We start from the raw sequence: 26,368 nt of genomic DNA, 5'->3' as shown, positions 1-26,368 counted from the left end.
AATTCCGGTCCCTGTGTGAGATAAACTCATTCAGGGCCGGATTTTTAGCGGGTAATAACGTCGCTATTTAGAATCGGTAGGTAGCAGATAAACCAACATTGCGTGGCTCAACAATGGCTGCGTAGCCATCTGGGTAGTGGCCACCTTCTACTGCCGGTTCAATAGTGAGGAATCCTTCTTCATTAAAGGCATTGTTAACATAGGCTGCGATGCTCCAATCTTCTCCTTCATAGTTAACATTCAGGCGGGCGAGAGTGTAATCGCCGGCAACCCGCTCTTCAGTATTGGTGAAATCACCGTAGTACTCGTCTACATAGTTGGCGGAGAGACCTACGCTAAGCGCATCACTAATCCAGTATTTTGTGCCTAGATTAGCGGTGACATTTGGCGCGGAATTGAGTTCGTTGCCGTCAGCATCTGCATAATCAGCACCGGCATCGGTGATTTCAGTCTCCAGTAGTCCGAGTCCGGCACGTAATTCCCATTGCGGAGTCAGCATTGCGATAGCTTCGAGTTCAACGCCATAGGTCTCTACTGTATCCATATTAACAATTTTGCGAGTAGAGCTGAGTGCCTGATAGCCGGAGTATTCATTGAAAAACAGGTTACCGTTTAGGCTGACGGTGCCATTTGCCAAAGAGCTACGTACTGCTAACTCATAAGTGTTAACGGTTTCTTCGTCGTAGTTGTAATAGTCACTTGCGCTAAAATCTAGGGCACCACCTGCTGCGTTGTAGCCTTTACGAGCACTGGCAGAAACAATAGTGTCCTCAGTCAAGTCGTATTGCAAAGCGAGTTTAGGGAGGGTGATGGTTTTATCAGTATCCAAACCTGCAATTAAGAAGCCATTATTGAAGTTAAAATTACGATTTTGCTCTTCATTTTCAACACGCAATCCACTGATCAGATTTAATTTATCAGTTAATGCATAGGTAACTTCACCATAAATAGCGGTGGAGGTACTTTCATCGTCACCAAAATAAGTAACGCTGTTTGAGCTATTAAAGTCTTGCTCTCTTTCGAAGTGTGCAAAGCCGATAAAGCCGTGCAGGGTGTCACTGGTGAGACCAAAGTTTAATTTTGCATCGATGGTGGTGTTCTGTTCGTCCATACGAACATACTGTTGGCTGGTGGCTTCTTCTTCATAGGAATCAAAGCCCCACTGGTAATCCATATAAGCTGCCAGGACTTCAATAGAGATATCATCGTTGATTTGATAATCCACTTTAACGCTGGTAGTTGTGGATTCAGTGTCCATGTCGCGATAGAAATAAGTTTCGTAGTCATCAACACCGGTTAGTGTGTAGTACATACGCCCGGTATTTCCCTCTTCACTGTTAGTGGACACAGTAAATAATGTCTTTAACTTTTCAGTGGGGGTCCACAGAAGCTTGCCTTTCAGTCGCTCGGTTTCCAGAGTGTTCAGGTCGAAGTCAGCGGGGTTGCCCTCATACTCTTGGGCATTACTGATAGTGTCGCCGGTGAGTTGCTGGGCCGTCAGGCGGAAGGCGAGGGTATCATCAACAATCGGGCCGGAAATCATGCCAGAAGTATCGATGTAGCCATCCTGGTCGCGGTAACCTACGCGAGCTGCACCTTCCCAGTCGAAGCTGGGATCTTTGGTTTTGATAAATACAGAGCCGGCAATGCTGTTACGGCCATTGCTGGTGGACTGGGGTCCACGAAATACTTCAATTTGTTCTACATCCCAAATACCGGAATCACCCGTGAGGTCTGCGACAAATGGCTCGGCGACACCATCAATTAACGTGGAGACACGGGCTTTGGCACCACCGGTAAAGGAGTTAAAGCCGGTGGCTGAACCGTTACCGGACACACCGCGAATATCCGGAGTAGCGCCGGAAAGTACCACCACGTTAGAGATATTAGACACCGCATCGGTAATGCTCAGGTGTTGCATGCTATTTAAGGTTTCTTCGGTAATCACGGATACCGAAGACGTGGTTTCCTTGAGGGAGCGCTCTGTTTTCTCGCCAATAACAATGACATTTTCCATTGCCTGCGGCGCATACTCTTCTTTCTTCTCATCTGCAGCGATCGCTGTCGCTCCAATCGAAGTAAGAATAGTGAGTGAAACGGCTTTGCTGAGCAGGTGGCGTTTGTACATAGCGTAATCCCTAGCAAGGTAAAGAAGTCAGGACGACAAGGAAGATCGGCGGTGAATATAATGCTAATCATTCTTATTTGCAAATAGGGGATTGCCGCAATAAACTCTCACTATTATTTCGTCTGGGAACGGCTTAGCTGCACCGATTGATCAGTGCCTGGCAAACAATTTTCTACCTCTTTAGTGGTAGTGCTTCTAACTCTTAAGTGAAACTAGAAATGTATTCCTCAGTTTTAACGGGACTCGGCCTATTGAGTTGTGTCCTTGCGTCTTCTGTCCTTTATTTAGGGTGTCCCAATCAGCAGTGGCGTGAGCAGAGACCAATCGAGTTTTATCCCGCTCTTCTCATCAGCTTCGCGCTCCTTGTCATTTCCTGGGCGCTTTTCCACCAAAATTTTTCAGCGATGTCTGCTTCCTTTACGCTTCTTAGCACTTTTATGTTAGCGCTGGGACTGCTGCCTTTTAGCGGCGTATTGGACAAGCCGGGCAAAGTCTTGGCAAAGAAAAAGAAGCGAATTGAAAAAGGGTTAGAAGGCTACAAGCCCCACTGGTGGGTAAAAAGCCTGTGTGCAGTTTTCTTCGGATTGCCCATCGCAATTGCCATTGCTGGATTGATTGCTCTGTGGGGCCCCGGTGATGTAGTGGTTGATGATAAAAGTCAATTCGTGATGTGGTTGATCACTCCTGTCTGGCTCACTTTGGTAAGTCTGGTTTACCTGTTTATTAGTGTCAGGCGTATGTTGTCTCTTTACCTGGGGCTAAATTTGGTGCTGTTTACCCTGTTGTGGGTAGCGAAATTCGGAGGCTAAAAATATGCGCGTTGAATTGATTAAAACTTATAAAAGCGTGCATACCTGGACCGGTATTCTTGCGGGCTTGTTTCTGTATATCGCTTTTGTCGCTGGCGCTCTGACCATGTTTAAAGGGCCCCTCAATCAATGGGCTCTGCAGCCAGAGACCACCCTGCCAAGTATTTCTGTCGATCAGTATGACAGCCTTATTTCCGAGGTTCTGCAGGCGCATCCGGAAGCAGCAAAACAGATGACTGTCCAATTGCCACTGGCGGGTCTACAGGCGGCACCGGTGAGTTGGGAAATAGAGGATGAAGAAACCCATGACCATACTCTCTGGTATGCCAGCTTCGATGAAAAAGGGCAGCTGATCACTCAAAGTTTTACGGTTTCCGCCATTGGCGAATTTGTCGATCATTTACATCGCACTGCCGGTATTCCCGGTGGTGAGGGCCACGATGCTTTTGGTACTTATGTATTGGGTGTTGTGGCGGCGTTGTATTTTGTTGCATTGATTTCAGGGCTGATTGTTTTCCTGCCCACTTGGTTCAAGGACTTATTGGTACTCAGAAAGGGTAAGAACCGCAAGCGCTACTGGCTGGATTTTCACAATGTACTGGGTATCACCTCTCTGCCGTTTCACCTGATTATCGCTTTTACCGCCTTCGTGTTTGCCTTTCATGATCCACTTTATGGTGCTCTGCGCGTGGCGGTATACGGAGATTCCCCCATGTTCACTCGCCCGGCGCCAGCAGAGGTGAAGAGATTCTCTGAGTTGGTGCCTGTCACAGAGTTGGAAGCTGCGATTCAGGAGGGGGAGCCCAAATTCCAGATGGCGGAAATTCTCTATTTGAATCTGGATACCCGCGCTCCACGCATGCGTGTAGGTGGAATCATGCATGGTGAGGTGGTGCGAGGTGCTGAGTATGCTTATGTGCTAGGCAACCCTTACTTGAGCGAAGTTCCCTACAGCAGCATTCTGCCCAGTAATTTCAATGGTTATAGTGGCACGGTATTGAGCATTTTTTCCCTGCATTTTGGCAGTTTTGGTGGAAGTGCCGTGCGCTGGGTGTACTTTATTCTCGGCATTATGGGAGCACTGATCTTCTTCACCGGCAATCTGCTGTGGATTGAAAGCCGCCGTAAAAAACGCAGAGGGCAGGGGACTCTACCGGTACAAACAACCTCATCAATGGTAATGGCAAGGCTAACAGTGGGCGTTGGTCTGGGTACTATTCTGGGCATAGCCGCCAGTATGCTGGCAGTTAAATGGCTGCCCCATGCGCAGGTGGATATTGAGTTTTGGCAGAAAGCCGCTTATTACACAGGGTTCTTATTTGCGCTGATCTGGGCATTTATACGTCGTCCCATGGCTGCTGCTCGACAGCTTCTTGCCTTCTGTATTGCCACTATTTTCCTGATACCAATTAGCTCACTTATCAAAGGTGATTTGTTGGGAGCTGCCACTCAGGTATGGGCGGTTGACTTTGTTGCGTTACTGATAGGTACATCATTTGTTTTACTTTTGGTTCATCTTCGCAAGCGGCAGACAAAAATCGAAGCAGACAGTGTCTGGTCTGAGTTTGTAGAGAAGCCCGTGATAGAGAGTAGTATTCAAGATCCTTTACCTGATACCCATCCACAGGCATCGGGTTAACAATTTTGGCTAAAAAAGGGCTCTATTTAGAGCCCTTTTTTATTGGTTTACTGTCGGTAAAAGGGAGTGGTGGTATCAATGGTTATGTTAAAAAGTACGCTGGTAGATGAGCAAGTATTATTGTCGTGGTCAATAAGACCTGTGGTGAAATGATTTGATAGAATATTTCTGATAATACTCCTACTTATCTGCAGAGCGAGTTGCTTTGACAGTGCAATTCCTCCTGTTTCAATGCCTGGTGGTTTTCCATGGTTATCGTATGCTTCATTTTGGGAGTTAAATACACTTACTGGTGCTCTCAAAACCGAGACACTTTTCCGCTCTGTAAATACTCCCGCCTGACAACTAAACTTTTTACCACTATTTGATGAGGCGGAGGTTCCACCGGGAAGGGCACTTTCTTCCCAGTCGCTCACAACTATTCTCTCATAGAGAAAGTATCCTTTTTCATTAATACTGAATTCAGCATCGTTTTATCACTCAAGAAGTATCGCAATATTGTTGTTTGTATGCGAAGTAGTATGAGTTTGACTTATGAAGCTAGTCATTCAACTGTCACCGCCCGCCCCTAAGTGGCCCATGCAATGCGCCACAACCTCAATATTTGTTCTACTCAATGATGCTGCGTTCTTGAAAAAATCGTCGTAAAAGCTTTCGAGCTGGACCTGTCATCTTTAAGGAGTATTAGATGAGCATGTACAGACCTGTTGCAGCAACTGTTTTACTTTCAATGATTGGAACTGCCGCTTTTGCTGCAGACCACACCTATGATGTCCTTCAGGTAGGATCGGGTAATACCGCTAACTCAGATCAAAGTGACAATTCTGCTATTGGTGATACGGTTATCCAGGTTCAGGTGGGTGATGATAATGAGGTGAATGCAACCCAGAACCTATTTACTTCCTTCAGTTTGATTCAGCAATCGCAGGTGGGTGATAGTAATTATATTGAGGCAACCCAAGCCGGCTCAGTTTTTTCAAGCATTCTAGTAGAGCAAATTGGTGATAATAACTCAGCGACACCTGCGCAGGAGTTTGCCGAGTTAAGTACTATTTTGATAGTGCAGATTGGGGATAATCATGAAGCCTCATTTACTCAAACAAATACACTGAATGAGTTTATTGGTATTGTTCAGGTGGGAGATACTAATGTTCTGAATGTATCGCAGACTGGCTCGGCAGCAAACTCTATCTCTTTGCATCAAGAAGGTAGTGCGCAGAATGCGGCAGTGACACAAACTGTAAGCGTAGGGAATAGTATTACCACTGAGCAATATGGAAGTTCCAATACGTTAAATATAAGTCATATTCTTGCCTTTGATTCTACTGCAACTGTGGTTCAGGATGGCACAGGTAATAGCGCGAATACTCTGCAGCAATCTATCGGGCACTACAGTGAAATTCGCCAGGAAGGCGAAGGCCTGGAAGCCTGGCACTCTCAGTCCGGTGTCTACAACGAGGCATACTCTCAGCAATTTGGTGAATCAAATAGTGTAGACATTACTCAAAGTGGAGAATTTAGTGTTGTTTCTACGGAACAGCATGGCAGCACCAATACTGCTGAAATCGATCAGGCAGGTGCCTTTAATAGTGTAGATATTATGCAATTAGGGGGATCAGGAAACTCTGTAATGGTCACTCAGCTGGCTAGCTTTAATGCCAGTTCCACTTCCCAGCTAGGAAACTCAAATCAGATCACTCTTACACAAGCCAACGCTAATAATACTGTGTCTACTACTCAAGTAGGGGACGGTAATGTGGGTCTGTTGACTCAGTAAATTATAGGTTCGAGTGCTGAAGTGATAAGGGGCATATCTGTCACATTCTTTTGCTCTGCAAAAAATTAGCGGCGGCAAGCCTAATTGCTTGCTGCTTTAAGGAGTTAGTGATGAATTCGTTTAAGCCTATTTCGGTGGGTATTTTGGCTGTAGTGGTTAGCACATTTTCGGTAGCAGATGATAATACTTATAACTTGATACAAGTGGGATCGGGAAATATGGCATCGGGCGATCAAGGTGATTTGACCGTCAGTAATAGCCTGATTAGCCAGATTCAGATTGGTGATAATAACAGAGCGATGGGTGAGCAAAAGTTGTTTACTGAGTCCAGTGAAATTATTCAACTTCAGGTAGGTAGTGGTAACACCGCAACGAGTAATCAGAGTGAAGCTATATCATCGACTGCTATTGTGAAGCAGCTCGGTGATAGCAATAACGGAACAATTGAACAGACAAGGGTCCTAGATAGTTACGCGTCAATCAATAACGTTGGCGGTAGCGATATGGTTATTTTTCAAGTTAATAGTGCGGATGCATTTGCAGATACAGTTGGTATCGGCACTTCTAATGGAGTGTTATTTCAGCGAGATGGGATAGGGAATGCATATACTAGCGTTCAAACCGGTTCAGATAATAACTTTCTATCCATGCAGATGGGAGGGGCAGAAAGTAATATTGTTTTGTTGCAATTTGGTAACTCTTTAAATGCATCACTTAGCCAGACTTCCTCTTTTGCTTCATTTTCTTTTGTTTCTCAAGTAAATAACAATAATATTTTTGTGGGCACGCAAGAGGGTTTGGGTAACGTCAGTGTGGGCATCCAAAATGGTACCAGCTTAGAGGGGGAGATCGAGCAGCTTGGCAGTTTTAATGATGGCTATGTACAGCAGTTTGGAGGCTTGAATGTTGCTGAGATGGCTCAGGGAGGAGACTTCAACACTGGTGAAATATTACAGTTTAGCGGTCTTCTTAATGAGGTTATTGTTCTTCAGTTGGATGCATTCAATACTGCAGTTGCGGCGCAAAGCGGGGCTTCTAACTTGACCCGTCTAAGCCAAGGTACATCTGGTAATTTAGCCACCTCTGCACAGTTTGGTGATAACAATACAGTGCTGGGGCTTCAGTAGTTTTAATAATTTCAAGTTCAGTAGATAAGGCCTCCCTCGTTAATTGGGGAGGCCATCTGGAATTAACGGTTTGGGTTGAATTTTCCTCTTCAGGATTGGGTGATGACTAAATACAAATCTCTCTCTATGAGCATATTCGTTGCGATGGTCAGTACGTATTCTGTAGCGGCTGATAATACTTATAACCTGATACAGTTAGGGTCGGGAAATATAGCAACGGGTGAGCAAGGTGATTTAACAGTTAGTAATAGCCAGATTAGCCAGATACAGATTGGTAATGATAATGAGGTGACAGGTGAGCAGCAGTTGTTTACCGAGTCTAGTGAGATTTATCAGTTACAGCTGGGTGCCAGTAACTCTACCGAATCTAACCAGAGCGCAGCTATATCGTCCACCATTACCATTATACAGATTGGGAACAACAATAGTGCCGAAAATATCGGTCAAACGGGTACTGCACAATCGAGTATTGCTATTAAACAAGTTGGTACCAATAACGATGTTGGCTCGTCTCAAGCCGGCGTGGTAGCTGGAGATATTAGCGCAATTTTAATTGGTGACGGCAATAACTCAAGTTTAACACAGGATAGCAGTGTCAGTGACTCTATAAGAGTAACGATAATTGGCGATTCCAATAGAAGTGGAGTATCACAAAATATTGGTTTTGAGAATTCTGTAGTTAATTTTCAGTTTGGGTCTAGAAATGATTCGAATGTTGATCAAAATTTAGGGGTGGCCAATAGTGTTCTTGTTGTGCAGTCGGGTAATGAATTGCGTTCTTTTGTAGCTCAGAGTGCAGCTGCGAGTTCGTCCTCACTTGTGAGTCAAAAAAATACCGCAAACTCTTATGCAGTTAGGCAAGAGAATATAGGTAATTTAAGTGTTGGAGTTCAGGACGGTATTGGTCTGGACGCCATGCAGGATCAAATAGGTAATTTTAGTGCTGGGTTAGTCCAGCAGTTTGGAGCTTTAAATTTTGCTGAGTTGGCTCAAAGTGGAGATTTTAGTACATCAGAGATGCTGCAATTGAGTGGATTTCGTAACAATGCTTTTGTTTTGCAGCTGGAGGCATTCAATACTGCTATTGCAACACAGGCTGGGGATACGAACTCTACCCGTTTGAGTCAGGCTACAGTGGGGAATTTGGCTAATTCCTCCCAGTTTGGTGACAACAACACAGTTTTAGGACTTCAGTAATCAATATTGTCAGATGAAAGGGAGTAACCGCTCATGAAGTACAGTTCTCTAATGGCCTGCGTTCTGTTTTCGATTTCCAGTGCAGCAGGGATAGCAGCTGATAATACCTATCAGCTCATACAGATTGGTGAAGGTAATACGGCAGAAGCTGATCAGAGTGGTCCTGGTGTAAATGGAAGTACCATTATTCAACTACAAATTGGTGTTAATAATGGGGCTTCTGCAACTCAAGGTCCTTTTGCTGAAAACAGTACTATTATCCAGCGACAGGTGGGCAGTAATCAATCCGCTAGTGCGGAACAGCTGGAGGCAGCAATTGACTCAATAGCTGTACAGTATCAGTTTGGAGAGGGGAATACGGCAACTTCAGTTCAGGGTGATGTCGACGATAGCTCTACTTTTGTTTTTCAGGGTGGGATAAGTAACGATGTCAGTATAGGGCAGAATAATGGAGTTGGGAATTCAGCGACGGTTACTCAGCTAGGTGTTGCTAACGGAGGCACCGTCAATCAGGGCGGTGTTCAAAATAGTTCCGAGAATGAGGTGTTCGTGCTTCAAGTTGGAGAAAGCTTAACTTTCCAGATGAATCAAAGGTCGGCAATAGATAATTCTGCTGTAGGGATTCAGTTAGGTGACTCTATGAGTTTGGAGATTACACAAAACTCTGCTTCGGGATCTAGTTCGTTTGCCCTTCAAAGTGGGAATACTAATTCTATTGATTCTACTCAGGAGAATCTTGGTCATGACAGCTATATCCTGCAGAGGGGTACCAGCCTTGAGGTGATACATGAGCAGATTGGTGCTTTTAATACTGCGCTAACTGAACAGCGCGGTGGGATTAATACTGCGGAAACTGTGCAAAGCAATGAGTTTAATTTTGGAGAAACGTTACAGTTAAGTGGTTTGCTTAATGATTCCTTGATAGTACAGCTACAGAGTTTTAATACCGCAGTGGCTATACAGGATGGTGATACCAATCAGTTGAGATTAAGTCAGGCAACGGTTAGTAATCTGGCCACCGCCGTCCAGTTTGGGGACAATAATACCGTGCTCGGCTTGCAATAAGTTTTACTCTCAATGTGTAGAGGTGGGTAGGTTTCTGCTTGTGAAGAACTTTGTTTAATAGCGTGCTCTATATCAAACTAGTCAGCTGATGCGCCTTTTTTCTTCCCGGGGATTCTCAGTGGCGCATCACCTGGCTTAATTTTTCGGAGAACTCTTTTGGCTAGGAATTTTTAGCGTACACATTGGCAATTTAAGGAGTCTGTTAGGGAGTGAAGGCCTTTAACACTTCACTAAAATCCTCCTCTGTTGGTCTTCGGAGCCATTTAAAGTATTTCTTATAGGCTGTTATTCTTGTTCGTATATCAAAGCTCTTTGACAAATATTTATTCTAGAGGAAAAGATGAACCTGAAGGTATGTGCATCATTGGCATTATTAACAATCTTTATTTCAAAGCCAATTTTCTCTCTGGCAGATGTTCAGTGTGGAGATACGATAACGACAGCAGAAATTCTCAGTCAGGATATTTCCTGTGACCTTGAAACACAGGTCACAATAGAAGGGCCTTCCGGAAGCCTGGACATGAACGGTTATGTACTTACTTGTGAAGATAGTGATAGCGCAGGGATCTCTCTTGAAGGTTTAGGAGCTGTATTAGTAGGAGGTACCATAGACACTTGTGGAATTTCTGTCTTTTTAGAAGGCGATGGATTTCATTCAGTTCAAGGTTTGATTTCTGATAGTCCAGGGGTGGGTTTTATAGTGGAGAGTGACAACAATTCTATTAATGGCTCAATGTTTCTTTCAGGTGGCCCTGGTAGCATTGGTTTTCAACTCAATGGGGATTTCAGTCATATTTCAGGGAACTCTCTAAGTGGTAATAGTGATGCCATAGCAGGGATTGTCATTGCGGGTAGTTTCAGTCAGGTTATTCAGAATACCATTGATGGATCTATTTTTGGAATTATTATAGAGCCTCCAACTGTTAATGGATTGGTGGTGCAGAATGTGATATCGAATTCTTCAGATAGCGGTATCATGATGGATTTTGATATAGTGGATCCACCCTCAATGAACTACATTATTTCTGGAAATCAGGTGACTGGTAGTAATGGTGAAGGTGATTTGGTAGATGAGACTCCTGATGCTTGCCTCTCCAGTAATACTTGGTTTGGTAACATATTCGATACTGCTAGCCCAAATTGCTTGAAATAATTGTGTTCTTGTTATTGGTGGGAGAATAGCGTGTTGCTTGCTCAATAAGTATGCCATCCAAAGCTATATAGCTCTGATTAGAACCTCTTTTGTCTAATAGCAGGAGAAGACAAAATGAGACTGTCATTGATATGGGGACGAATTTCACTGATGGTATTTCCATGTATCCTTGTGAAACTGTAAATTGCGGAAGTGAAGGCAAAAGAAAAGTTGAGCAGTGCGGATGCCATACCGTGCCCACCTCTAATTTTAGTAAAGTTTTAAAACCCTTAATGTTGGTAGTTTGTCGTAGTTAACTAATTACCTGAATAATAGTATGCCCACTATATAATTAGTTGTAGTAGTTCTGACTTGACCTGACAGAACACCTTCTGAAAAATCGGTAACTGTCGGGTCAAGTCTGAACTACTACACTTCAAGGGCTGATATTAGTAGCTGCCTTATGGTATGTCTTTACCTACAAAAGCATCACCGACCGCCTTAGTCTAATGTAGTAACAGACCATGGTTTCGAATCTTTCTTAATACTGATATTTCGATCACTTAGTTGTCATCACTTTATGCTAGTGTTCGCCATAATTCACTGGGGTATTTAAAGAAGTAGTTATGGAGAAAAATGAGCCCGATGACACTCCAAATCCGTCATTGACTGAAAATGCCCGGTTCAGCGAACACCATTCGGCTGACTATTACATTGACGAAACTCCCGTTTGGTGTGATGGAACTTCGATTCCGCAGAATATTTTTACGCCAATGCAGTGGCGAATTTGGTGGCTTGCGACAGCTGGTAAATTTTTCGAGGGAATGATCGTCTTCATGACTGGGGTATCCCACATTTTAATTGCTAAAGAATTTGGTTTGACCGCCTTTAGTATGGGCTTTGTGACATCGGCGACATTGTTTGGAATTCTGGTTGGAGCGATAACCCTAGGCGGGCTCAGCGATCATTATGGCCGGCGGAAAATGTTCATCGCTGAGATGATCATGTTTATCTTTTTCCTGGTGATATTGACTTTCGCAGACTCTTTTCTCGTGATTGTTATTTCATTATTTGGTCTGGGGTTGGCGCTTGGATGTGATTATCCCACAGCGCATATGATGATCTCTGAAAGTATGGCATCGCGGATGCGGGGCAGGCTAGTTCTCGGAGCCTTTAGTTTTCAGGCTGTTGGAATTTTGGTGGGTACAGGCCTCGCATTTTTGGTCCTCTCTTGGTATCCCTCCCTGGAAGCTTGGCGGTATATGTATGCTGCGGCGATTGTTCCAGCGATTTTGATCACGGTTGGACGTTTCTATATTCCAGAGAGTGCGATGTGGCTTCTGGCTAAAGGTCGCATGCCTGAGGCGGAGAAATCTATCAGCCAACTGTTGAAAAGAGATCCGCCATACCCGTCCAGATTCTTATTGAAGAATGTTGCCACAGCGGAGACGAATGAGAAAAAGATAGGTGAACTATCGAGTGTTAAGCATTTACTTCAGGATAGGAATTCTCGAAAAGCAATCAAACTCTCTTCTATTCCCTGGTTTTTGCAGGATTTGGGAACCTATGGCGTTGGTATCTTCACGCCAGTAATTTTAGCGAATGTGTTGGGATATGCGTCACCCCATGCACGCTCCATTTCGGAATTAATCCATAACAAAGTCGAGGCGGCGAAAGGGGCAGCATTAATCGATGTAATGCTGGTAGTTGGCGTTATTCTAGCAATTATATTTGTGGATAGGGTGGGGCGTATCCGATTGCAAGTTCTTGGCTTCCTTGGTTGTGCACTAGGCCTTCTTATTGCTGCCTATGGAGAATCTTTAAATACTAGCCAGCAGTTACCATTCATTTTCGGGGGGTTTATGTTGTTCAATTTGATGAATAATCTGGGGCCAAATTCTCAGACTTATCTAATCGCTGGGGAGGTATTCCCGACCCGCTATCGTGGTGCTGGTGCGGGATTGGCCGCATCCGTCTCAAAGTTCGGGGGTGTCGCAATCGCATTTTTTTTTCCAATTTTACTTAGCGGCATTGGCGCAAGTATGTTGCTTAGTGCACTAGCGGTGACTTCCTTGATTGGCGCACTGATAACCTGGAAGTACCGGATAGAAATGACGGGGAAGTCACTTGATGACGTTGGCTAATCATAAAAAAAAGCCATGGAGATCCTCGTTAAGTACTTCACCTCCGAATGTACAGATACATCTGCATGTTGTTAATAATGGCAAGCCCATATTTTTCTAAAGTCTTATTGCCGTTGGAATGGTTTCTGAGAGGCGTTCGAGTGACTATAAGTTTAATTGTCAATTATGCCTAAAAAATAAGCCGGCCAATATATGGTTAACTTACTGGTCAGTAATTATAAGGTGCGCCGCTGTCAATTTGATCAGTCCTATCTTGATTGTTTTAAAAAGTATTATTTTTTAGGGTTTTTGATTTTGTAGTTTTTGGTGTGTGGGCAATAGATGGGGGTAAATAAGTTCTTTGACCTGCGTTCTTTATTGTTTTAAAGGTTGGAATTAGTTTTCTTTATGTGCTTTATTCCTTTCAATTTAATTGTAAATAAAAAGCCCCGGCGTACCGGGGCTTTTTATTTCTTCTTTTATTTATGGATGGCTCACAGGTTTTGAGCAGGCCAGGTAAACATCCAGTTGGTTGTTTATAAAGCTCAAGCCACTCAAAGATAGCCTGACCTGATCAAAATCACTATTGGTGGTGACTAAGAGCAGGCGGTGATTGCGTGCACCGTTGACTTTGAATGGAGCGAGACGATATCCACTAGTGGACTCCCCAGTAGTTACTCCATCCAAGTAAGTGCTGATTGTGATGGTGTTGAGGTAGATGATATCCAGCAGTGGTGTGGTGTGCTCTACCAGGAAACCGACCACATGGCGTCCCTCTTTAACCGAGTGGTGGTTGATTTGAATATGGGTAGAGCCGCCCGCACCGCTGACAACTTCCATTCTGGCTGCATCAGATAGGACACCGTTAAATACCCTTTCTACTGCAGTAATAGAGCACCCATCACAGGGCTGTTCGATACCGTAGGTCAGGTCTGCATCTACACCGTTAACGATCTCCAAGTCTTCAAACGCTGCACAGGACAGGCCTGATTCGAGGTCGCAGGCATCGCCGATACCATCGTTATCAGAATCCTCCTGCCCGGGGTTGTGAGTCTGGGGGCAATTATCGAGATCGTTTTCTACTTCGTCGCCATCCATGTCTGAATCGCATGCATCTCCCTCTCCATCACCATCGGTATCGGTTTGGTTTGGATTTGGAATCGCCGGGCAGTTGTCGACGGTATCATCAAGGCCGTCATCGTCGCGGTCGTTATCGCAGACGTCTCCGGCACCGTCGTTATCGCCGTCCTCTTGCCCTGGATTCGGAATCATTGGGCAGTTGTCGACGTCATCATTAACGCCGTCACCATCCAGGTCTTCGTCACAGGCATCCCCAATACCGTCACCGTCAGTATCAGTTTGGTCGTTTGGCGTTAGTGGACAGTTGTCATCGGTGTTGTCTATGCCGTCGCCATCGGCATCACTATCACATTCATCGCCGGTACCATCGCCATCCGTGTCTGATTGATCTGGGTTAGGGGTCGTCGGGCAATTATCTTCACCATCGTCGTGGCCATCGTTGTCGGTATCACTATCGTCATCACAGACATCGCCGATGCCGTCGCCATCCTGATCGGCTTGGTCGCTATTTGGAATAGACGGGCAGTTATCGGAAGTATTGGGCACATTGTCGTCATCTTTATCACTGTCACAGACATCACCAATGCCGTCCTGATCGATATCGGACTGATCGCTGTTGGCAGTATCCGGGCAGTTATCGTAGGCGTTGTCTACTCCGTCGTTATCGTTGTCGCCGTCACAGGCATCGCCAATTCCGTCGTTATCACTGTCTTCCTGTAGTGTATTGCTGACGTAGGGGCAGTTATCGTCGTCATTAAAGACGCCGTCTCCATCGAGGTCTGGATCGCAGGCATCACCGACTGAATCCCCGTCGGTATCTGTTTGCTCACTATTGGATGCCGTGGGGCAGTTATCGGCTATGTCATCGACGCCGTCGTTGTCGTCGTCGCTATCACAGATATCGCCGCTGCCATCCCCGTCAGTATCGAGTTGGTCTGAGTTGGGTATTGATGGGCAATTGTCGGCATCGTTATCGGTGCCGTCTCCATCCAAGTCGCTGTCGCAGGCGTCCCCTTCACCATCACCATCCTGGTCAATTTGATCCGTGTTGGGGACGAATACGCAGTTGTCGACACTGTCAGGTACCTGATCGCCGTCGACATCGGTGTTGTCATCGCAGACGTCGCCGTAACCGTCACCATCTGTATCTGTTTGATCTGCATTGGGTACCAGCGGGCAGTTGTCATTTTCATTTTCAATGCCGTCATCATCGCGATCGCTGTCGCAGGCATCGCCGGTGCCGTCGCCGTCGGTATCGGTTTGATCATCGTTGGCAACGGCCGAGCAGTTGTCATTTCCATCGTCTATACCGTCGCCGTCATCGTCGCTGTCACAGCTATCGCCTTGCCCATTACCATCGATATCGCTTTGGTCTGAATTGGCGGTAGCAGGGCAGTTGTCATCGTCGTTATCAATACCATCACCATCCTGGTCGCTATCACAGGCATCGCCGACACCGTCTTCGTCAATATCACTTTGGTCGGTATTGCTATGGCTGGGGCAGTTGTCGGCCTCATCATCGACAGAGTCATTGTCGTCGTCGCTGTCACAGGCGTCGCCAATGCCATCTCCGTCGTTATCGTCTTGGCCTGGGTTGTGGGTGGATGGGCAGTTGTCATCTTCGTTATCGACGCCGTCACTGTCCGCATCGTCATCGCAGGCATCGCCTATACCATCGCCATCCTGGTCGGTTTGTGAGGAGTTGGCTGCGGTTGGGCAGTTGTCGTCTTGATCGTCTACGCCATCACCGTCGTCATCGCTGTCACAGGCATCGCCAATGCCGTCGCCGTCAAGGTCGGCTTGGTCTGGGTTGGATACGGCTGGGCAGTTATCCTGGCCATCATCGTGGCCGTCATTATCAGTATCGCTATCTTCGTCACAGGCGTCGCCGATACCGTCATTGTCCTGATCTGATTGGTCTGGGTTGGCTACATCCGGACAGTTATCCAAGCTGTCGGTGTAGTTGTCCCCGTCGCGGTCGTTGTCGCACACATCCCCGACGCCGTCGCCATCAATATCACCCTGCTCGCTATTTGAATCAGCAGGGCAGTTGTCAGAATCGTTGGGGACGTTGTCGCCATCCAGATCGCTGTCACAGGCATTGCCTATGCCGTCGCTATCACTGTCGGCTTGGTCTGAATTCGGGGTTTGTGGGCAGTTGTCTGAGGTGTCGGGGTGGGAATCGCCATCGTCATCAATGTCACAGGCATCACCGCTGCCGTCGCCATCTAAATCATCCTGGTCTGAATTACTAACACTCGGACAATTGTCATTATCATCATCGATACCATCACCATCTGAGTCAGTGACGCCAGGGGGCGGGAGCAAGTCATCGGCGGCATCGCCCCGGCCTCCATCAGAACCGCAGGCACTTAAAAGCACCAATGAAAATAGTATCGCAATAAGCGAAGGTAGACGCATGGTCATAATCTCCCGAACAAAATCCATTTTTGTTATCTGTCGGACAAGCGCAGTAGGCCTATAAAAAATACGCCTGCAATAAATCATTTATGCTGACGCACATGGGCTCCGGCTAATTTTTAGATAGATGTCATTATTTTGGTTGTGCATATTTCTAATACTAAAGTTATGGCGCACAACCGTTTATGAGTGTGGTAACTATGCGTTCTTTCTCACTAAAAGTGTGATGAATGGCGAAATTTTGGCGGGATAATTTATGGGTGATAAAGCGTGTAATTAGTGAAGACAAATTTACGCCATAAAATATAATGGAATAGATAATTTGACAGCTTGATTTGCTGTTGCTCTTGACTCTTTCTAAAGTGGAATCTGATTCTGAGCCTGATTAAGCCGCTACTAAGATGGGGAATTACCCCGCCATATCAAGTTGATTATAAATCTTGCAGGCAGGTATTTAGATCGAAGTATATTGGCTAAGGCTTTTTTAATAACACTCTTTGAAATCGCCTGGTGTAAATCAGGTGAGCCAAGGGCATCGACATCACCTGGGTTTATAAGCTGTGAACTTTCTATTTAAGATTTAACTTCATTTCCATAAGTGATGGTTGGAAGCCAACTTTTTCATAGGCTTTTATCGCTGAGCCATTTTGAGAGTAAACATCAAGGTAGAAATCTTGAACTCCATTCTGTTTACCCCATGCAATTAATTTTTCTATTAGCTTTGAGTTAATGCCCTTTCCTCGGTGCGCTGGTGATACATACATAAATCCCAGATAAGCATGCCGCTCATGATCAAGAGATATTTTTGAGCTTCGAATCTGGGCATATCCCGTTCCAATAACCTCACCTTCGATTTCAACTACCAGAAGATATGAGTCATCAGATAGTATCAACTTTTCCATATCATAATAGAATGCTGATTCAGCTTTAATGGATGAATTGTATGGCCTTTCGGCTTCGATAAGACACTGTTCCAGCTTAAGTAAATCAGGAAGGTCTTCTATAAGTGCTGTTCTAAAATTTAACATCTTTATTTTCAGTGGTGATAGATTTGGTAATGAAAACTGCTCCAACTCTACAAAGGCCTGTATCTGACTTTGGTGTGGGCTAACAAAGCTAGACAAATTTCTATTGAGTGGCGGTCAATTCATACTTGTATCTGGCCTCTACTGCAGGCCGTGATCTGTGTGATTGCGTGAGGATAGCAGATTGTAAGTCTTGAAGCAGCTTTTGTGATTCAAGCTTTGTTTGTTTAGGAAATTAGCCCAACGGTCCTTTCAATTACCCAATACCCGCTGACTACTCCAACTGGATAAATAGCGTATTTTGATTGTGTTAGAAAGTGTTGATACAAAATTGAGATCTTCCAGTTCGAGAATATCCACTGAACTGTAGATGATAAGAAAATCAAAACCAAGACAAATAATATCTGCCCCAGTTCTACACCTATATTAAAGCTAAATAATGCGGTGATTTTATTGCTGTGAGGAAGGCCTAATTCCGCTAGCGCACTGGCAAAACCAAATCCGTGAAGTAACCCAAAGCCACTGGCAACAATCGCAGGATAGCGTCGGGTTAAACTCGTTTTACTCTGTCCATTATGCGCGTATACAATTTCTGCGGCTAACAGCATAATACTCAATGGGATCAACACTTCAACAACATCTACTCTTATGGTGAATAAGTCTAAACTTGCGAGTCCCAGGGTGAGGGAGTGGCCTAATGTAAATCCGCTAATCGCTATTAAAGTGCTTCTAAAATTTCTGGCGATAAAGACTAAACATAACACGAATAGTAAGTGATCATAGCCCTCCAATATATGTAAGAAACCTGCTTCAATATATTGTTTGACACAATCCCAAATAGTTAGGCGGGAAGGTAAATTTATCTCTGAGACCTTGGGGCCATTAAAGAGATTAATAGTGTCACCGTCTGATTTTTCAAAATGAATTAAGCTCGATAAGGCTGGATTGGCAATGGGGTATGTGATTTTTATTTTTAGGGGATTATATAGCCTTGTAAAATTGTTTGGGTGGGGGTTCCTGCATAGGTAACTCTTCACGTTGGGTCCGGCAGGCCCTGTTATCTCTGGTTGTATTTGGCAGAATTCGCCCTTTAAGTGTATCTCAGGTTCAGTCCCTGGCTGCATGATAGGCGGGATTTTCCATCGAAGGATATATCTGCTTTCCGTGACTTCTTTTAACTCAATGTATATCGGTCTTCCGTCATGAGCGAAACTAACATTACTAATTGTTGTAAGTAACAATAAGAATAGAATGGCTTTGATGATCTTGTAGGTATTTTTAGTTGGCATAGGTGATGTCCACAGGAACATATGGTATCGAGGCATCCCTCTCTATTCTGTATCCTGCCAATAGCTCTTGTATCCTAAATTGTCTGTTTTCCTCCATTTTATTCCGTCGATAATCCTCAAGTACAAAGGGGGAGGCTTCTCTAAAGCTGGGTAGCCGGCTTGTTTTGTTTTCACTAACCAAAATTAGATGTAGACCATACGGAGATTCAAATGGACCGGACCAGGTATTCAATGGTAGTTGAAAGATACTTTCTGCGAAATTATCTCCGAAGTGGCTGGCCACTAGATGGGGAGTGCGATCTACATAATTCCGATGAAAGATAAATCTATCTCCGTAGAGGGCGGACTCCTCGAATGGAACTGACTGCTTTATTAAGTGGTTCAAGTTCTGTTTGACAGTCTCCTCTAACTTTTCTGTAGAGTGCCGCCTAAAATCAAAGAAAACATGAGTAAAGGTAATAGATGCTTCAATTCGATATTTTTCGAGATGAAGCTGGAAGTAGTTTTCCAGGTCTTCTTCACTAATATCAGTGTTACTGGAAAAGCCACCATTTACATAGTCCAGCTTTTGAATAAGGCGTCGTCGTATAATCTGATCATGCTTCTGCAGGCCTAGATTAAGGGCTTCACGGTAAAGTACTTCTTCTTTAATGTAATCATTAATCAGGTTGGACTTCTCTGGATGAGTCAAGCCCTCCCAATAACGCCGTGCAAAACTCTGGTTAAATGTTTTTTTCTGGAATTGGAGGTGCTCAATTAGTATGTCCTCGCTGATAAGCAAGGTATCTTCATAGTTGGTTCCATTTTCCTCTATTAACAACTCTGCGAAAACGAACAGAAATAAAGCGATAATACAAAAGTGTACCAGAGGCTCCCTCTTCAGAATCTCTAATTTCCGCTGCATGAAGCTTCCTCCATTGAAACCTGCAGAGAGTATTGATATCAGTATGTAAGCGACTTTTTTAGATATGCTATTTGCTTGCTTTGGTGTCGAGGTTCCTGCCAGTCTTAGGGGGTATACCAAATTGGGGATGTATAAGCGCGCTCCTGGATAACGGCGGGTCCTTCAGGCGGTACCTGAATATTTCCATTATTGATTTCTTTTGCAGCTATCGCATCGTAGAGTGAATGGCGTGGGGTAGGGATTTGCAATACCCGAACATAGTAAAAGGCTCTTTCGTTCATATTAAACTTTGGATCTTGCCATAGGGTTGATAACTCTATGGAGCCAATGTTGTTAGTGTATTGCCCCGTTTCTCGATTTACCGTGTCCCCCACAGGCCTTAGCTGCCCCTGGTTATCAAGCGTGCGTTCTCCAGACCAGGCAACATTAAATATTTTTTCATGGCTTTTTCCTGTTGAGTCCAGCCAAGATTTAACCACCTGAACTCGATCCAGATTTGCTCCTTTAGGATCTTTTGTCGCGCGTATAAGTAGCTGAATTGGTTGGTCAGTTCCTTGTGGTTTCACTAAATCACCCCCCATAGGTACTCCATGGGAATAACCGAGTTCAGCAATATTTTCAGCATCGATGGCGTGCTTAGGAAAATTCCAGCCTGCAAAGACGCGCACCTGAATTCTAGGGCCTGTAGTGGCATATACTTCACGGCGTTTAAATGCAGCAAAAAGGCTTTCTCTGGTATTTTCTTCAGCCCAAGCGGCGGCCAGTCCAGAAGCAGACATGTTCCAACCTGTAGCCTTGGTTCCGCCAATGACAGTGTTAGTTCGCTTACTGCTTGGTACTGAGTCATGAGCAAACTTGCCCCAAAAGTTGTTCTCCTCAGCAGTTGACATACCCGTATGTGAATCTGTGGATCCTACAAACCCCAGCTTATAGGGGTTTACACCAATTTTCTCCTGTATTTCCAGTCCTATGCGTAAGGCGGATCGGACGAAATCACCTTTAGCGACACGGTACGACTCCGGGTCAGCTTGTAGGTAGAATGGATAATTCTCAAAGTCTGCGAAAGGATCGTCCGGGGAAAGCGTTGAATGGGTTTCTGAGTCCCCCTTAATTTGTGTTATTTCAACCAGGGGCTCCCAGCGCATGCGTGTACGCGCATATTGTGTATCAATTGGCTCACCACGCAGAGTGGTTTCTGCAAACATATAACCTTTGGACACATTGGAATTGTGGGGAATCGCAATGAATTCACTGCCAGTTCGTTTGGATGTCTCATCTAACCACTGCCACAAATCTTCTGGGTACTGGCTCTGATCAGACCCAAAAGGAAGATACTGCTTAGCTTTTTCCACCCCATCAGGAGAGACAACCACCCGATGTAAGTTGGCCCCAGTTGGTGTTGAGCTCCATTCCCAGCCAATAAAACTGGTAAAAGTGCCCGGGTTATTATGGCGCTCTGCGGCATCGACTATTGCACTCCATGCGCTTGTCCGGGTCTTATCCAGGTCTCCAAGAACGGGCTCAGGGGGAGTGTTAGCTGGGTCCTGGACAGGGTCAGCGGGAGCTACTGTGTCTAGCGCCTTTTTGGGCAGTAACTCATTGAAAATATCCATACCTTCATTTATTGAGACTTTATATCTAATATGCTGCTTGGCAAACCAGCGCATCATCGACTGGTATAAGGACATATCGCTGTCGAGTTCATCTGTTTCATTCACCACTGCCCTCATAACTCCCAGCCCTTCAGCGTGATCTGAAACCACGAGAAAATCCAACGGGGTGTCTATACGTACTTTTGCATGAGTGTAGGGGTGAATAACCGGCTGCCCCTTGGCCCACCGATAAGCGGTGTCCGGAGTTGCCGAATAATTTTGGCTTAAGAAGGCATCGAATGAGTAGGAGGTATGAAGGTGCATATCTCCCCAGAAAACCTGAGTGGGCTCACTAGCAGTAACACTTAGGTGAGTGATGGATAATGTAACCCCTACCAGACGTGCTATTCTTTTTATGGGATTTTTCATATTTCCAATTACCAGCGTCGGCTGGCTATCTTTTAGGCGATTAGATCCTCTTAACATGTCAGGATCGTTAGGATAATCTTGGTAAATAAGGATGTGATTGATTAGATGCTAATCATTTGGCTTTTAGGTTTCTTTGCAAATAAAGCCAATCTCTTGACCAATTAGGACACATTTGTAGATGGCTGAGTATGGACACACGACCATTGCAACCTGGGTATTACCTATTATTGAGGCCCTAAAACCATTCTGTTCCACCCAAGAAATTTTGCAGCGTGCAGAAATTGACCCTAAATGCATAGTGGATGCAAACCAGAGAATTCCTTTAGAGAATATGAAAAAACTATGGGGGCTCGCTGAATCCATATCAGGTGATGATTGTATCGGCCTGCAAGTCACTAAGTATGTTAATCATACAAATCTTCACGCTCTAAGCTATGCCCACTTGGCCAGTAGCTCCATCAGGGAGAGCTTACTGAGGTCTGCTCGATTCTCAGAAGTGGTTACCACCGCTATGCGAATCAATGTTCATGATGAGCGGCAACAAGTAGTAGTATCCTGGGAAAAAGTTGACAATTTTCCATATGATCCAAGTATTCACGCTATAGATGCCTTTATGGCTTTGCTAATAAAGTCCATCAGAAAGATATGCCCTGATGTGCATCGTCATTTGATTTCTATTAATCTGGAGAGGCCCAGACCTATCACTCTTGAGCGGCATCAATTGATGTATAAGTGCCCAATTAACTTTTCGGCGGACACTTGTGAGATTAGATTTAAACAAGAGTTTGTTGATCGAAAGCTCTCTTCGGGAAACGATGAGCTGGTCAGGGTCAACGAGCAAGCCCTAATTGGTTACTTGGAGCGTTTGCAGAAGAATGACATAGTTAGCATAACCAGTAGAGTGCTTGTTGATCTGATGGCTACAGGTAATTTTTCACAAGAGGTCGTGGCCAAGGAGCTTGGTATTAGTTGCCGTGGTTTGCATAGAAAACTAAAAGAAAGAGGTTCCAGTTATCAGACTGTGCTAGATGAAATACGCCAGTATCAGGCTGTGCAGTACCTTAAGCAAAACGATACCCCGATCACGTCAATCGCCTACAAACTTGGATTCGGTGATACCAGTAGTTTTTCCAGAAGCTTTAAGAAATGGACAGGGCAATCTCCACGAGAGTTTCGGGCTAAGCATCGTAGAGATATTTCAACAGAAATCTGTATAGATTAAGAGCGATTTAATATCACAACATGTGAGAATGCCCGGCAGCGCTGGCGCATATTGTCGAGTTCCTCATCATCAAATTGAAACCTCTCTATAATTGTTGCGACCCACCAGCCGTAGGAGCTCTTATTTCTGTCAGGAATTCTCTGGTTGCTCATTTTAACTGCCTTGTACTCACCAGTGATGGGGAAGCTAATAATCTCTTATTATGTATTAATTCCTCCGCTTGCGCTCATGTAAAACAGGAATAAAGCAGCGGCGAGATTTAGGGGTACACGAATAATACCTGCAATTCTGTTTGGGCCCCACTCATCTTTAGCTATGGCCGTTTTGAACTCATTTAGAGTGAAGTAACAAAATGCGCAGCCAAGTAAAAAGGAGCCTGCCCGAGTATTGAAAATGGACAGATTTAGCATCTCAGGATTCAAAAACCGGATAGCCAGCAAGCCAAGCATTGCCAGTAGGGTGGTGAGGATAATAATTTCATTAATTCCAAGTGCCTTCTTGTTCATAAAATACGATTTTCCAATTAGTGTGGGCTAACAACTAAGGCAACTTGCCAGTGATGGGCTTTTCTTTGGTGGCTTGCTGGTTGGTTGAGGAGGTACATGTCTTTGCAAGCTTGTATAGTTGTTCTCACCTGAATTTGATATTGAAGCCCCACCGTGAGCAGATAGGTTGGGGCCCATCTACGGAGCTAACAGGTCGTTTTTTGGGTAATAGATGCGCTATACTGGCTAATTGATATATGTCGCTACCCAACTGTACGCTCAAAGTTCATATAATACTTAAATTCAAGTGTATTGCCACTCGGATCTTTTATAAGAAACTTACCTGACTCATCTTCAGCGCCTTCGTTCTTTATAAGGCTACTTGCTACAAACTCTACATCATTTGATTTACAAACTTCTAATACGGACAGCCATTCCTCTTTACTTAGAATTGGTCCAAAATGGTCAATTTGGTAGGCCGGCATTTTGTCGGAAGCTTGATGAATTGTAATTTGATGACCGTAAAATAAAATGTCGAACCAGGTGGGGTTGTCACGACCTATAGAACAACCCAAAATGTCTAAATAAAAACGCTTCGCTTCCTCTTTGTCGGGAACCACGAAAGAGAGATGAAATGGATTCAACATAAGTTTCACCTTGTTGTTCGTAAACGTGGGTAAGTCTTAGGTATAACGTCTCTATAACCACCCCTAATTGGGATGGTTTTTTGTTATCTATGTAAAATTGATAGTACGTAGAGATTAGGTTATTGGCTTGGCAATGGACTTTAAACATTAATGGAAAAGTACTTTGCTTCCCATACCATGCCTTTTTCTATATAGAATTTGTGAGCTTGCTCGCGTTGGATACCAGAAACAAGGCGAACCTGATTGCAGCCTTCAACTTTTGCTTGCTCTAAAATCCAGTCAAAAAGCTTTCCGCCATAACCACTTGATCTTTTCTCTGCTGAGGTTATAAGGTCTTCAATTTCGAGATACTTTCCTGTATGTAGCCAGTCAGATATACGGTAACCTGCTACAGCTTTTATGCCGTTATCGTCTAGCCGGGCCAGTTTATACCCGCAGTTGTGAGTTAAAGATAAGATCCTTTTCAAGAAATCATCTTTTGATATATGTGGCCTGAGCTGAGATAAAACCTCATAACAACCCACTATATCTTGATCTGTCTCAGCTATAGATATATTCACTTGAACCTCGTGTATGTAACGCTACTACAACGTGCCGCTTTGAGCGCAGCGTAAGATGGCCTGGTGGCTTTATTGTAAACCACTCCTCTTAACTATTTGGCATGTCTCGAAAAATAAGACCAATTTCTATTGTCACCCACGGTTAGTTGAGTGATAGATTAGCGCTTCGATTTTTCCAAAGGAGCTGATTCACAAGCTCAAACAGTTCAAAGGTATGCACTTTCCTTAGGAGCCAATTCTAGACCAAATAGAGGATCAATTGCAGCCTAGGTTCCCACAATGACCGACACACTTGGCGGTAATGAAGGAAGCTAGCAGTAGTCAGGCGTGCTCCGACACAAACAAGCCAGGGATTCCATAGGAACTTATATCAGCTCGCTGTATCTGATTGAGCGGTACCAGATTGGCATCATCAATTGATAAGAGTGCTAGCCGTAAATCGTTGCTTTATATCTCAATTGCTCTGCAACCCCATCCCTAGCGATTTCAATCGTTGCGCGTATATCTCGCTTGGACTTCACTATTTGAGATGCACTGCGAACATTTAGAATTTATAGTTCCACCCTTTGAATGAAGTGAATTTATAGGGGTTGTCGTATCAAAAAGTCCAAACCCTAAAGGGTTATAAAAATAACACCATTGCTATTCCTAATAGACTGATTACCTAAAATCCTCACAGTATATTAAAAATACCTAAGCAATTTTGACTGCCGGCAGAAGGAGGCTTGCGGTAAGTAGCAGTATTGAAGATCTATTCTTCTGAGTTCTTTCGAGTGAGCTTAATGGAGGCACCAGCATAAGTGGTTAATTTTATGCGTAACTTAGATTAATTAATGCGCTAAATTAAAAAATATAGGCACAAAAATAATCTTATTGGATTTTATTAAGTTTGTTTTAGTGTCAAAGCTGCGTAAAATCAATGGATATTTATTGGTGTTTTGGTTGGCGTAGGTCCGCCTTTTAAAACGCCAGTTAACAAAGAAGTTTACCCGAGTCAATGATTTTCTAAAAATCAGCCTGTCAAAGGAGTGCGGTATTGTGACGTAAAAGCAAGTAAAAGGCGCTGACCCGAGGTGCTCGAACACCAGGGGCCAGCTAACCAAATTGATAAGCAGACTATCAAAATGGCTATATGGATCATACGCTAGAAACCCGCTCGTCTTCAATAAACTGGAGAGTATTGAGCGGTTTGGAGAGGTTCTCCAAGCTCTGGGAGCGTAGTGCCCGCCTTTTCTTCTTCTATGCCTACCGTTCTCGTGCACCACCTCATATATCCTCAAAAAGTTACTTATAAAGCCTTCCATTAAGGGCGGCCTACAAATGGTTTGAGTCTTAGAGGAAACAAATATGTTGATCTTAAAGCGCCGGACGGGTCAAAACTTAAGGATTGGAGCAAATGTCTCAATTACCGTACTGGAAGTTAAGGGTAATCAAGTGAAGATAGGCATACTTGCTCCCAAATCCCTGCCTGTTCACCGTGAAGAAATATATATACGTGTACAAAAGGAGCGGGCACTTGGAAGAGGAGATCGTTGATAGCCCCACTGTGGCTAAGGATTTCCCAAAGCATCCATATCAAAACCATGGCTAGGTGGTGGTTTTGATATAGGATGCCTTTGCTAGCGATCCCTATTTGCTGGATGTAATCACTGGGTTAGTATTGAACTCACCTATCAATATGCCATAGGTAACCAATTTATGGGCGCCCAAGATTGTT

General features: G+C 44.4%; 20 protein-coding genes. 10 read left to right on the top strand and 10 right to left on the bottom strand.

Annotation, left to right across the window (positions count from 1 at the left end; translation table 11 throughout):
• Positions 1 to 67 precede the first annotated feature (67 nt).
• A complete protein-coding gene (locus ACJJI3_RS10600) occupies positions 68 to 2,128 on the bottom strand; it encodes a TonB-dependent receptor (protein ID WP_444942408.1) in 2,061 nt (686 codons plus the stop codon).
• 404 nt (positions 2,129 to 2,532) lie between these two features.
• Here ACJJI3_RS10600 and ACJJI3_RS10595 point away from each other — a divergent pair, with 404 nt between their 5' ends.
• Both ACJJI3_RS10595 and ACJJI3_RS10590 read left to right on the top strand, forming a co-directional pair.
• Positions 2,533 to 2,937 carry a hypothetical protein gene (locus tag ACJJI3_RS10595; protein WP_444942407.1) on the top strand — a complete coding sequence of 135 codons (405 nt, stop codon included), beginning with the start codon at positions 2,533 to 2,535 and terminating at the stop codon, positions 2,935 to 2,937.
• A 4-nt stretch (positions 2,938 to 2,941) separates the two neighbouring features.
• The gene (locus tag ACJJI3_RS10590) at positions 2,942 to 4,576 is read left to right on the top strand and encodes a PepSY-associated TM helix domain-containing protein (RefSeq protein ID WP_444942406.1); all 1,635 of its coding nucleotides are present in this window, start codon (positions 2,942 to 2,944) and stop codon (positions 4,574 to 4,576) included.
• Between the two features lie 47 nt (positions 4,577 to 4,623).
• Here the strand turns inward: ACJJI3_RS10590 and ACJJI3_RS10585 are convergent, their stop codons facing one another.
• A complete protein-coding gene (locus ACJJI3_RS10585) occupies positions 4,624 to 4,992 on the bottom strand; it encodes a hypothetical protein (RefSeq protein ID WP_444942405.1) in 369 nt (122 codons plus the stop codon).
• Between the two features lie 272 nt (positions 4,993 to 5,264).
• Between ACJJI3_RS10585 and ACJJI3_RS10580 the strand changes: the two genes are divergently transcribed.
• The 6 genes from ACJJI3_RS10580 to ACJJI3_RS10555 all read left to right on the top strand — a co-directional run bounded on the left by ACJJI3_RS10580 (position 5,265) and on the right by ACJJI3_RS10555 (position 13,018).
• A complete protein-coding gene (locus ACJJI3_RS10580; RefSeq protein ID WP_444942404.1) occupies positions 5,265 to 6,353 on the top strand; it encodes a hypothetical protein in 1,089 nt (362 codons plus the stop codon).
• 110 nt (positions 6,354 to 6,463) lie between these two features.
• Entirely contained in the window at positions 6,464 to 7,480 is a 1,017-nt protein-coding gene (locus ACJJI3_RS10575) for a hypothetical protein (protein WP_444942403.1), read from the top strand.
• A gap of 102 nt (positions 7,481 to 7,582) precedes the next feature.
• Positions 7,583 to 8,677 carry a hypothetical protein gene (locus tag ACJJI3_RS10570; RefSeq protein WP_444942402.1) on the top strand — a complete coding sequence of 365 codons (1,095 nt, stop codon included), beginning with the start codon at positions 7,583 to 7,585 and terminating at the stop codon, positions 8,675 to 8,677.
• A gap of 33 nt (positions 8,678 to 8,710) precedes the next feature.
• A complete protein-coding gene (locus tag ACJJI3_RS10565) occupies positions 8,711 to 9,742 on the top strand; it encodes a hypothetical protein (protein ID WP_444912410.1) in 1,032 nt (343 codons plus the stop codon).
• Positions 9,743 to 10,082: 340 nt separating this feature from the next.
• The gene (locus ACJJI3_RS10560; protein WP_444942401.1) at positions 10,083 to 10,895 is read left to right on the top strand and encodes a right-handed parallel beta-helix repeat-containing protein; all 813 of its coding nucleotides are present in this window, start codon (positions 10,083 to 10,085) and stop codon (positions 10,893 to 10,895) included.
• Between the two features lie 605 nt (positions 10,896 to 11,500).
• On the top strand, positions 11,501 to 13,018 hold the full coding sequence (locus tag ACJJI3_RS10555) for an MFS transporter (RefSeq protein ID WP_444942400.1): 1,518 nt from the start codon (positions 11,501 to 11,503) through the stop codon (positions 13,016 to 13,018).
• A gap of 462 nt (positions 13,019 to 13,480) precedes the next feature.
• Here ACJJI3_RS10555 and ACJJI3_RS10550 read toward each other — a convergent pair whose 3' ends face one another.
• From ACJJI3_RS10550 to ACJJI3_RS10530, 5 genes are all read right to left on the bottom strand, one after another.
• Positions 13,481 to 16,525, bottom strand: coding sequence for a thrombospondin type 3 repeat-containing protein (locus ACJJI3_RS10550; RefSeq protein WP_444942399.1), 3,045 nt, complete (start codon positions 16,523 to 16,525; stop codon positions 13,481 to 13,483).
• A gap of 542 nt (positions 16,526 to 17,067) precedes the next feature.
• The gene (locus tag ACJJI3_RS10545; protein WP_444942398.1) at positions 17,068 to 17,622 is read right to left on the bottom strand and encodes a GNAT family N-acetyltransferase; all 555 of its coding nucleotides are present in this window, start codon (positions 17,620 to 17,622) and stop codon (positions 17,068 to 17,070) included.
• Between the two features lie 128 nt (positions 17,623 to 17,750).
• Positions 17,751 to 18,812 carry a HupE/UreJ family protein gene (locus ACJJI3_RS10540; RefSeq protein WP_444942397.1) on the bottom strand — a complete coding sequence of 354 codons (1,062 nt, stop codon included), beginning with the start codon at positions 18,810 to 18,812 and terminating at the stop codon, positions 17,751 to 17,753.
• Positions 18,802 to 19,716 carry a peptidylprolyl isomerase gene (locus tag ACJJI3_RS10535; protein ID WP_444942396.1) on the bottom strand — a complete coding sequence of 305 codons (915 nt, stop codon included), beginning with the start codon at positions 19,714 to 19,716 and terminating at the stop codon, positions 18,802 to 18,804. The genes ACJJI3_RS10540 and ACJJI3_RS10535 overlap by 11 nt, the downstream gene beginning before the upstream one ends.
• Positions 19,717 to 19,820: 104 nt before the next feature.
• Positions 19,821 to 21,737, bottom strand: coding sequence for a DUF3604 domain-containing protein (locus tag ACJJI3_RS10530; protein ID WP_444942395.1), 1,917 nt, complete (start codon positions 21,735 to 21,737; stop codon positions 19,821 to 19,823).
• Between the two features lie 178 nt (positions 21,738 to 21,915).
• On the opposite strand from ACJJI3_RS10530, the gene ACJJI3_RS10525 reads away from it, so the two are divergent.
• On the top strand, positions 21,916 to 22,959 hold the full coding sequence (locus ACJJI3_RS10525) for an AraC family transcriptional regulator (RefSeq protein ID WP_444942394.1): 1,044 nt from the start codon (positions 21,916 to 21,918) through the stop codon (positions 22,957 to 22,959).
• Positions 22,960 to 23,159: 200 nt separating this feature from the next.
• Here ACJJI3_RS10525 and ACJJI3_RS10520 read toward each other — a convergent pair whose 3' ends face one another.
• From ACJJI3_RS10520 to ACJJI3_RS10510, 3 genes are all read right to left on the bottom strand, one after another.
• On the bottom strand, positions 23,160 to 23,465 hold the full coding sequence (locus ACJJI3_RS10520) for a hypothetical protein (protein WP_444942393.1): 306 nt from the start codon (positions 23,463 to 23,465) through the stop codon (positions 23,160 to 23,162).
• 242 nt (positions 23,466 to 23,707) lie between these two features.
• Entirely contained in the window at positions 23,708 to 24,091 is a 384-nt protein-coding gene (locus ACJJI3_RS10515) for a VOC family protein (protein WP_444916442.1), read from the bottom strand.
• A gap of 140 nt (positions 24,092 to 24,231) precedes the next feature.
• A complete protein-coding gene (locus ACJJI3_RS10510; protein WP_444942392.1) occupies positions 24,232 to 24,651 on the bottom strand; it encodes a GNAT family N-acetyltransferase in 420 nt (139 codons plus the stop codon).
• Between the two features lie 1,347 nt (positions 24,652 to 25,998).
• On the opposite strand from ACJJI3_RS10510, the gene csrA reads away from it, so the two are divergent.
• On the top strand, positions 25,999 to 26,187 hold the full coding sequence (gene csrA, locus ACJJI3_RS10505) for a carbon storage regulator CsrA (protein ID WP_444915871.1): 189 nt from the start codon (positions 25,999 to 26,001) through the stop codon (positions 26,185 to 26,187).
• Positions 26,188 to 26,368: the final 181 nt, after the last annotated feature.

This window comes from Microbulbifer maximicatervae (SeqCode) (assembly GCF_052466985.1).
The sequence above is the reverse complement of the archived record's forward strand: the minus strand, read 5'-3'. Positions and strand labels throughout refer to the sequence as shown.

What these genes read in the sequence shown, in the direction of transcription:
- ACJJI3_RS10600 (WP_444942408.1), bottom strand. Translation starts at nt 2,128, where the DNA reads ATGTACAAACGCCACCTGCTCAGCAAAGCCGTTTCACTCACTATTCTT.
- ACJJI3_RS10595 (WP_444942407.1), top strand. Translation starts at nt 2,533, where the DNA reads ATGTCTGCTTCCTTTACGCTTCTTAGCACTTTTATGTTAGCGCTGGGA.
- ACJJI3_RS10590 (WP_444942406.1), top strand. Translation starts at nt 2,942, where the DNA reads ATGCGCGTTGAATTGATTAAAACTTATAAAAGCGTGCATACCTGGACC.
- ACJJI3_RS10580 (WP_444942404.1), top strand. Translation starts at nt 5,265, where the DNA reads ATGAGCATGTACAGACCTGTTGCAGCAACTGTTTTACTTTCAATGATT.
- ACJJI3_RS10575 (WP_444942403.1), top strand. Translation starts at nt 6,464, where the DNA reads ATGAATTCGTTTAAGCCTATTTCGGTGGGTATTTTGGCTGTAGTGGTT.
- ACJJI3_RS10570 (WP_444942402.1), top strand. Translation starts at nt 7,583, where the DNA reads ATGACTAAATACAAATCTCTCTCTATGAGCATATTCGTTGCGATGGTC.
- ACJJI3_RS10565 (WP_444912410.1), top strand. Translation starts at nt 8,711, where the DNA reads ATGAAGTACAGTTCTCTAATGGCCTGCGTTCTGTTTTCGATTTCCAGT.
- ACJJI3_RS10560 (WP_444942401.1), top strand. Translation starts at nt 10,083, where the DNA reads ATGAACCTGAAGGTATGTGCATCATTGGCATTATTAACAATCTTTATT.
- ACJJI3_RS10555 (WP_444942400.1), top strand. Translation starts at nt 11,501, where the DNA reads ATGGAGAAAAATGAGCCCGATGACACTCCAAATCCGTCATTGACTGAA.
- ACJJI3_RS10550 (WP_444942399.1), bottom strand. Translation starts at nt 16,525, where the DNA reads ATGGATTTTGTTCGGGAGATTATGACCATGCGTCTACCTTCGCTTATT.
- ACJJI3_RS10540 (WP_444942397.1), bottom strand. Translation starts at nt 18,812, where the DNA reads ATGCCAACTAAAAATACCTACAAGATCATCAAAGCCATTCTATTCTTA.
- ACJJI3_RS10535 (WP_444942396.1), bottom strand. Translation starts at nt 19,716, where the DNA reads ATGCAGCGGAAATTAGAGATTCTGAAGAGGGAGCCTCTGGTACACTTT.
- ACJJI3_RS10530 (WP_444942395.1), bottom strand. Translation starts at nt 21,737, where the DNA reads ATGAAAAATCCCATAAAAAGAATAGCACGTCTGGTAGGGGTTACATTA.
- ACJJI3_RS10525 (WP_444942394.1), top strand. Translation starts at nt 21,916, where the DNA reads ATGGCTGAGTATGGACACACGACCATTGCAACCTGGGTATTACCTATT.
- ACJJI3_RS10520 (WP_444942393.1), bottom strand. Translation starts at nt 23,465, where the DNA reads ATGAACAAGAAGGCACTTGGAATTAATGAAATTATTATCCTCACCACC.
- ACJJI3_RS10515 (WP_444916442.1), bottom strand. Translation starts at nt 24,091, where the DNA reads ATGTTGAATCCATTTCATCTCTCTTTCGTGGTTCCCGACAAAGAGGAA.
- csrA (WP_444915871.1), top strand. Translation starts at nt 25,999, where the DNA reads ATGTTGATCTTAAAGCGCCGGACGGGTCAAAACTTAAGGATTGGAGCA.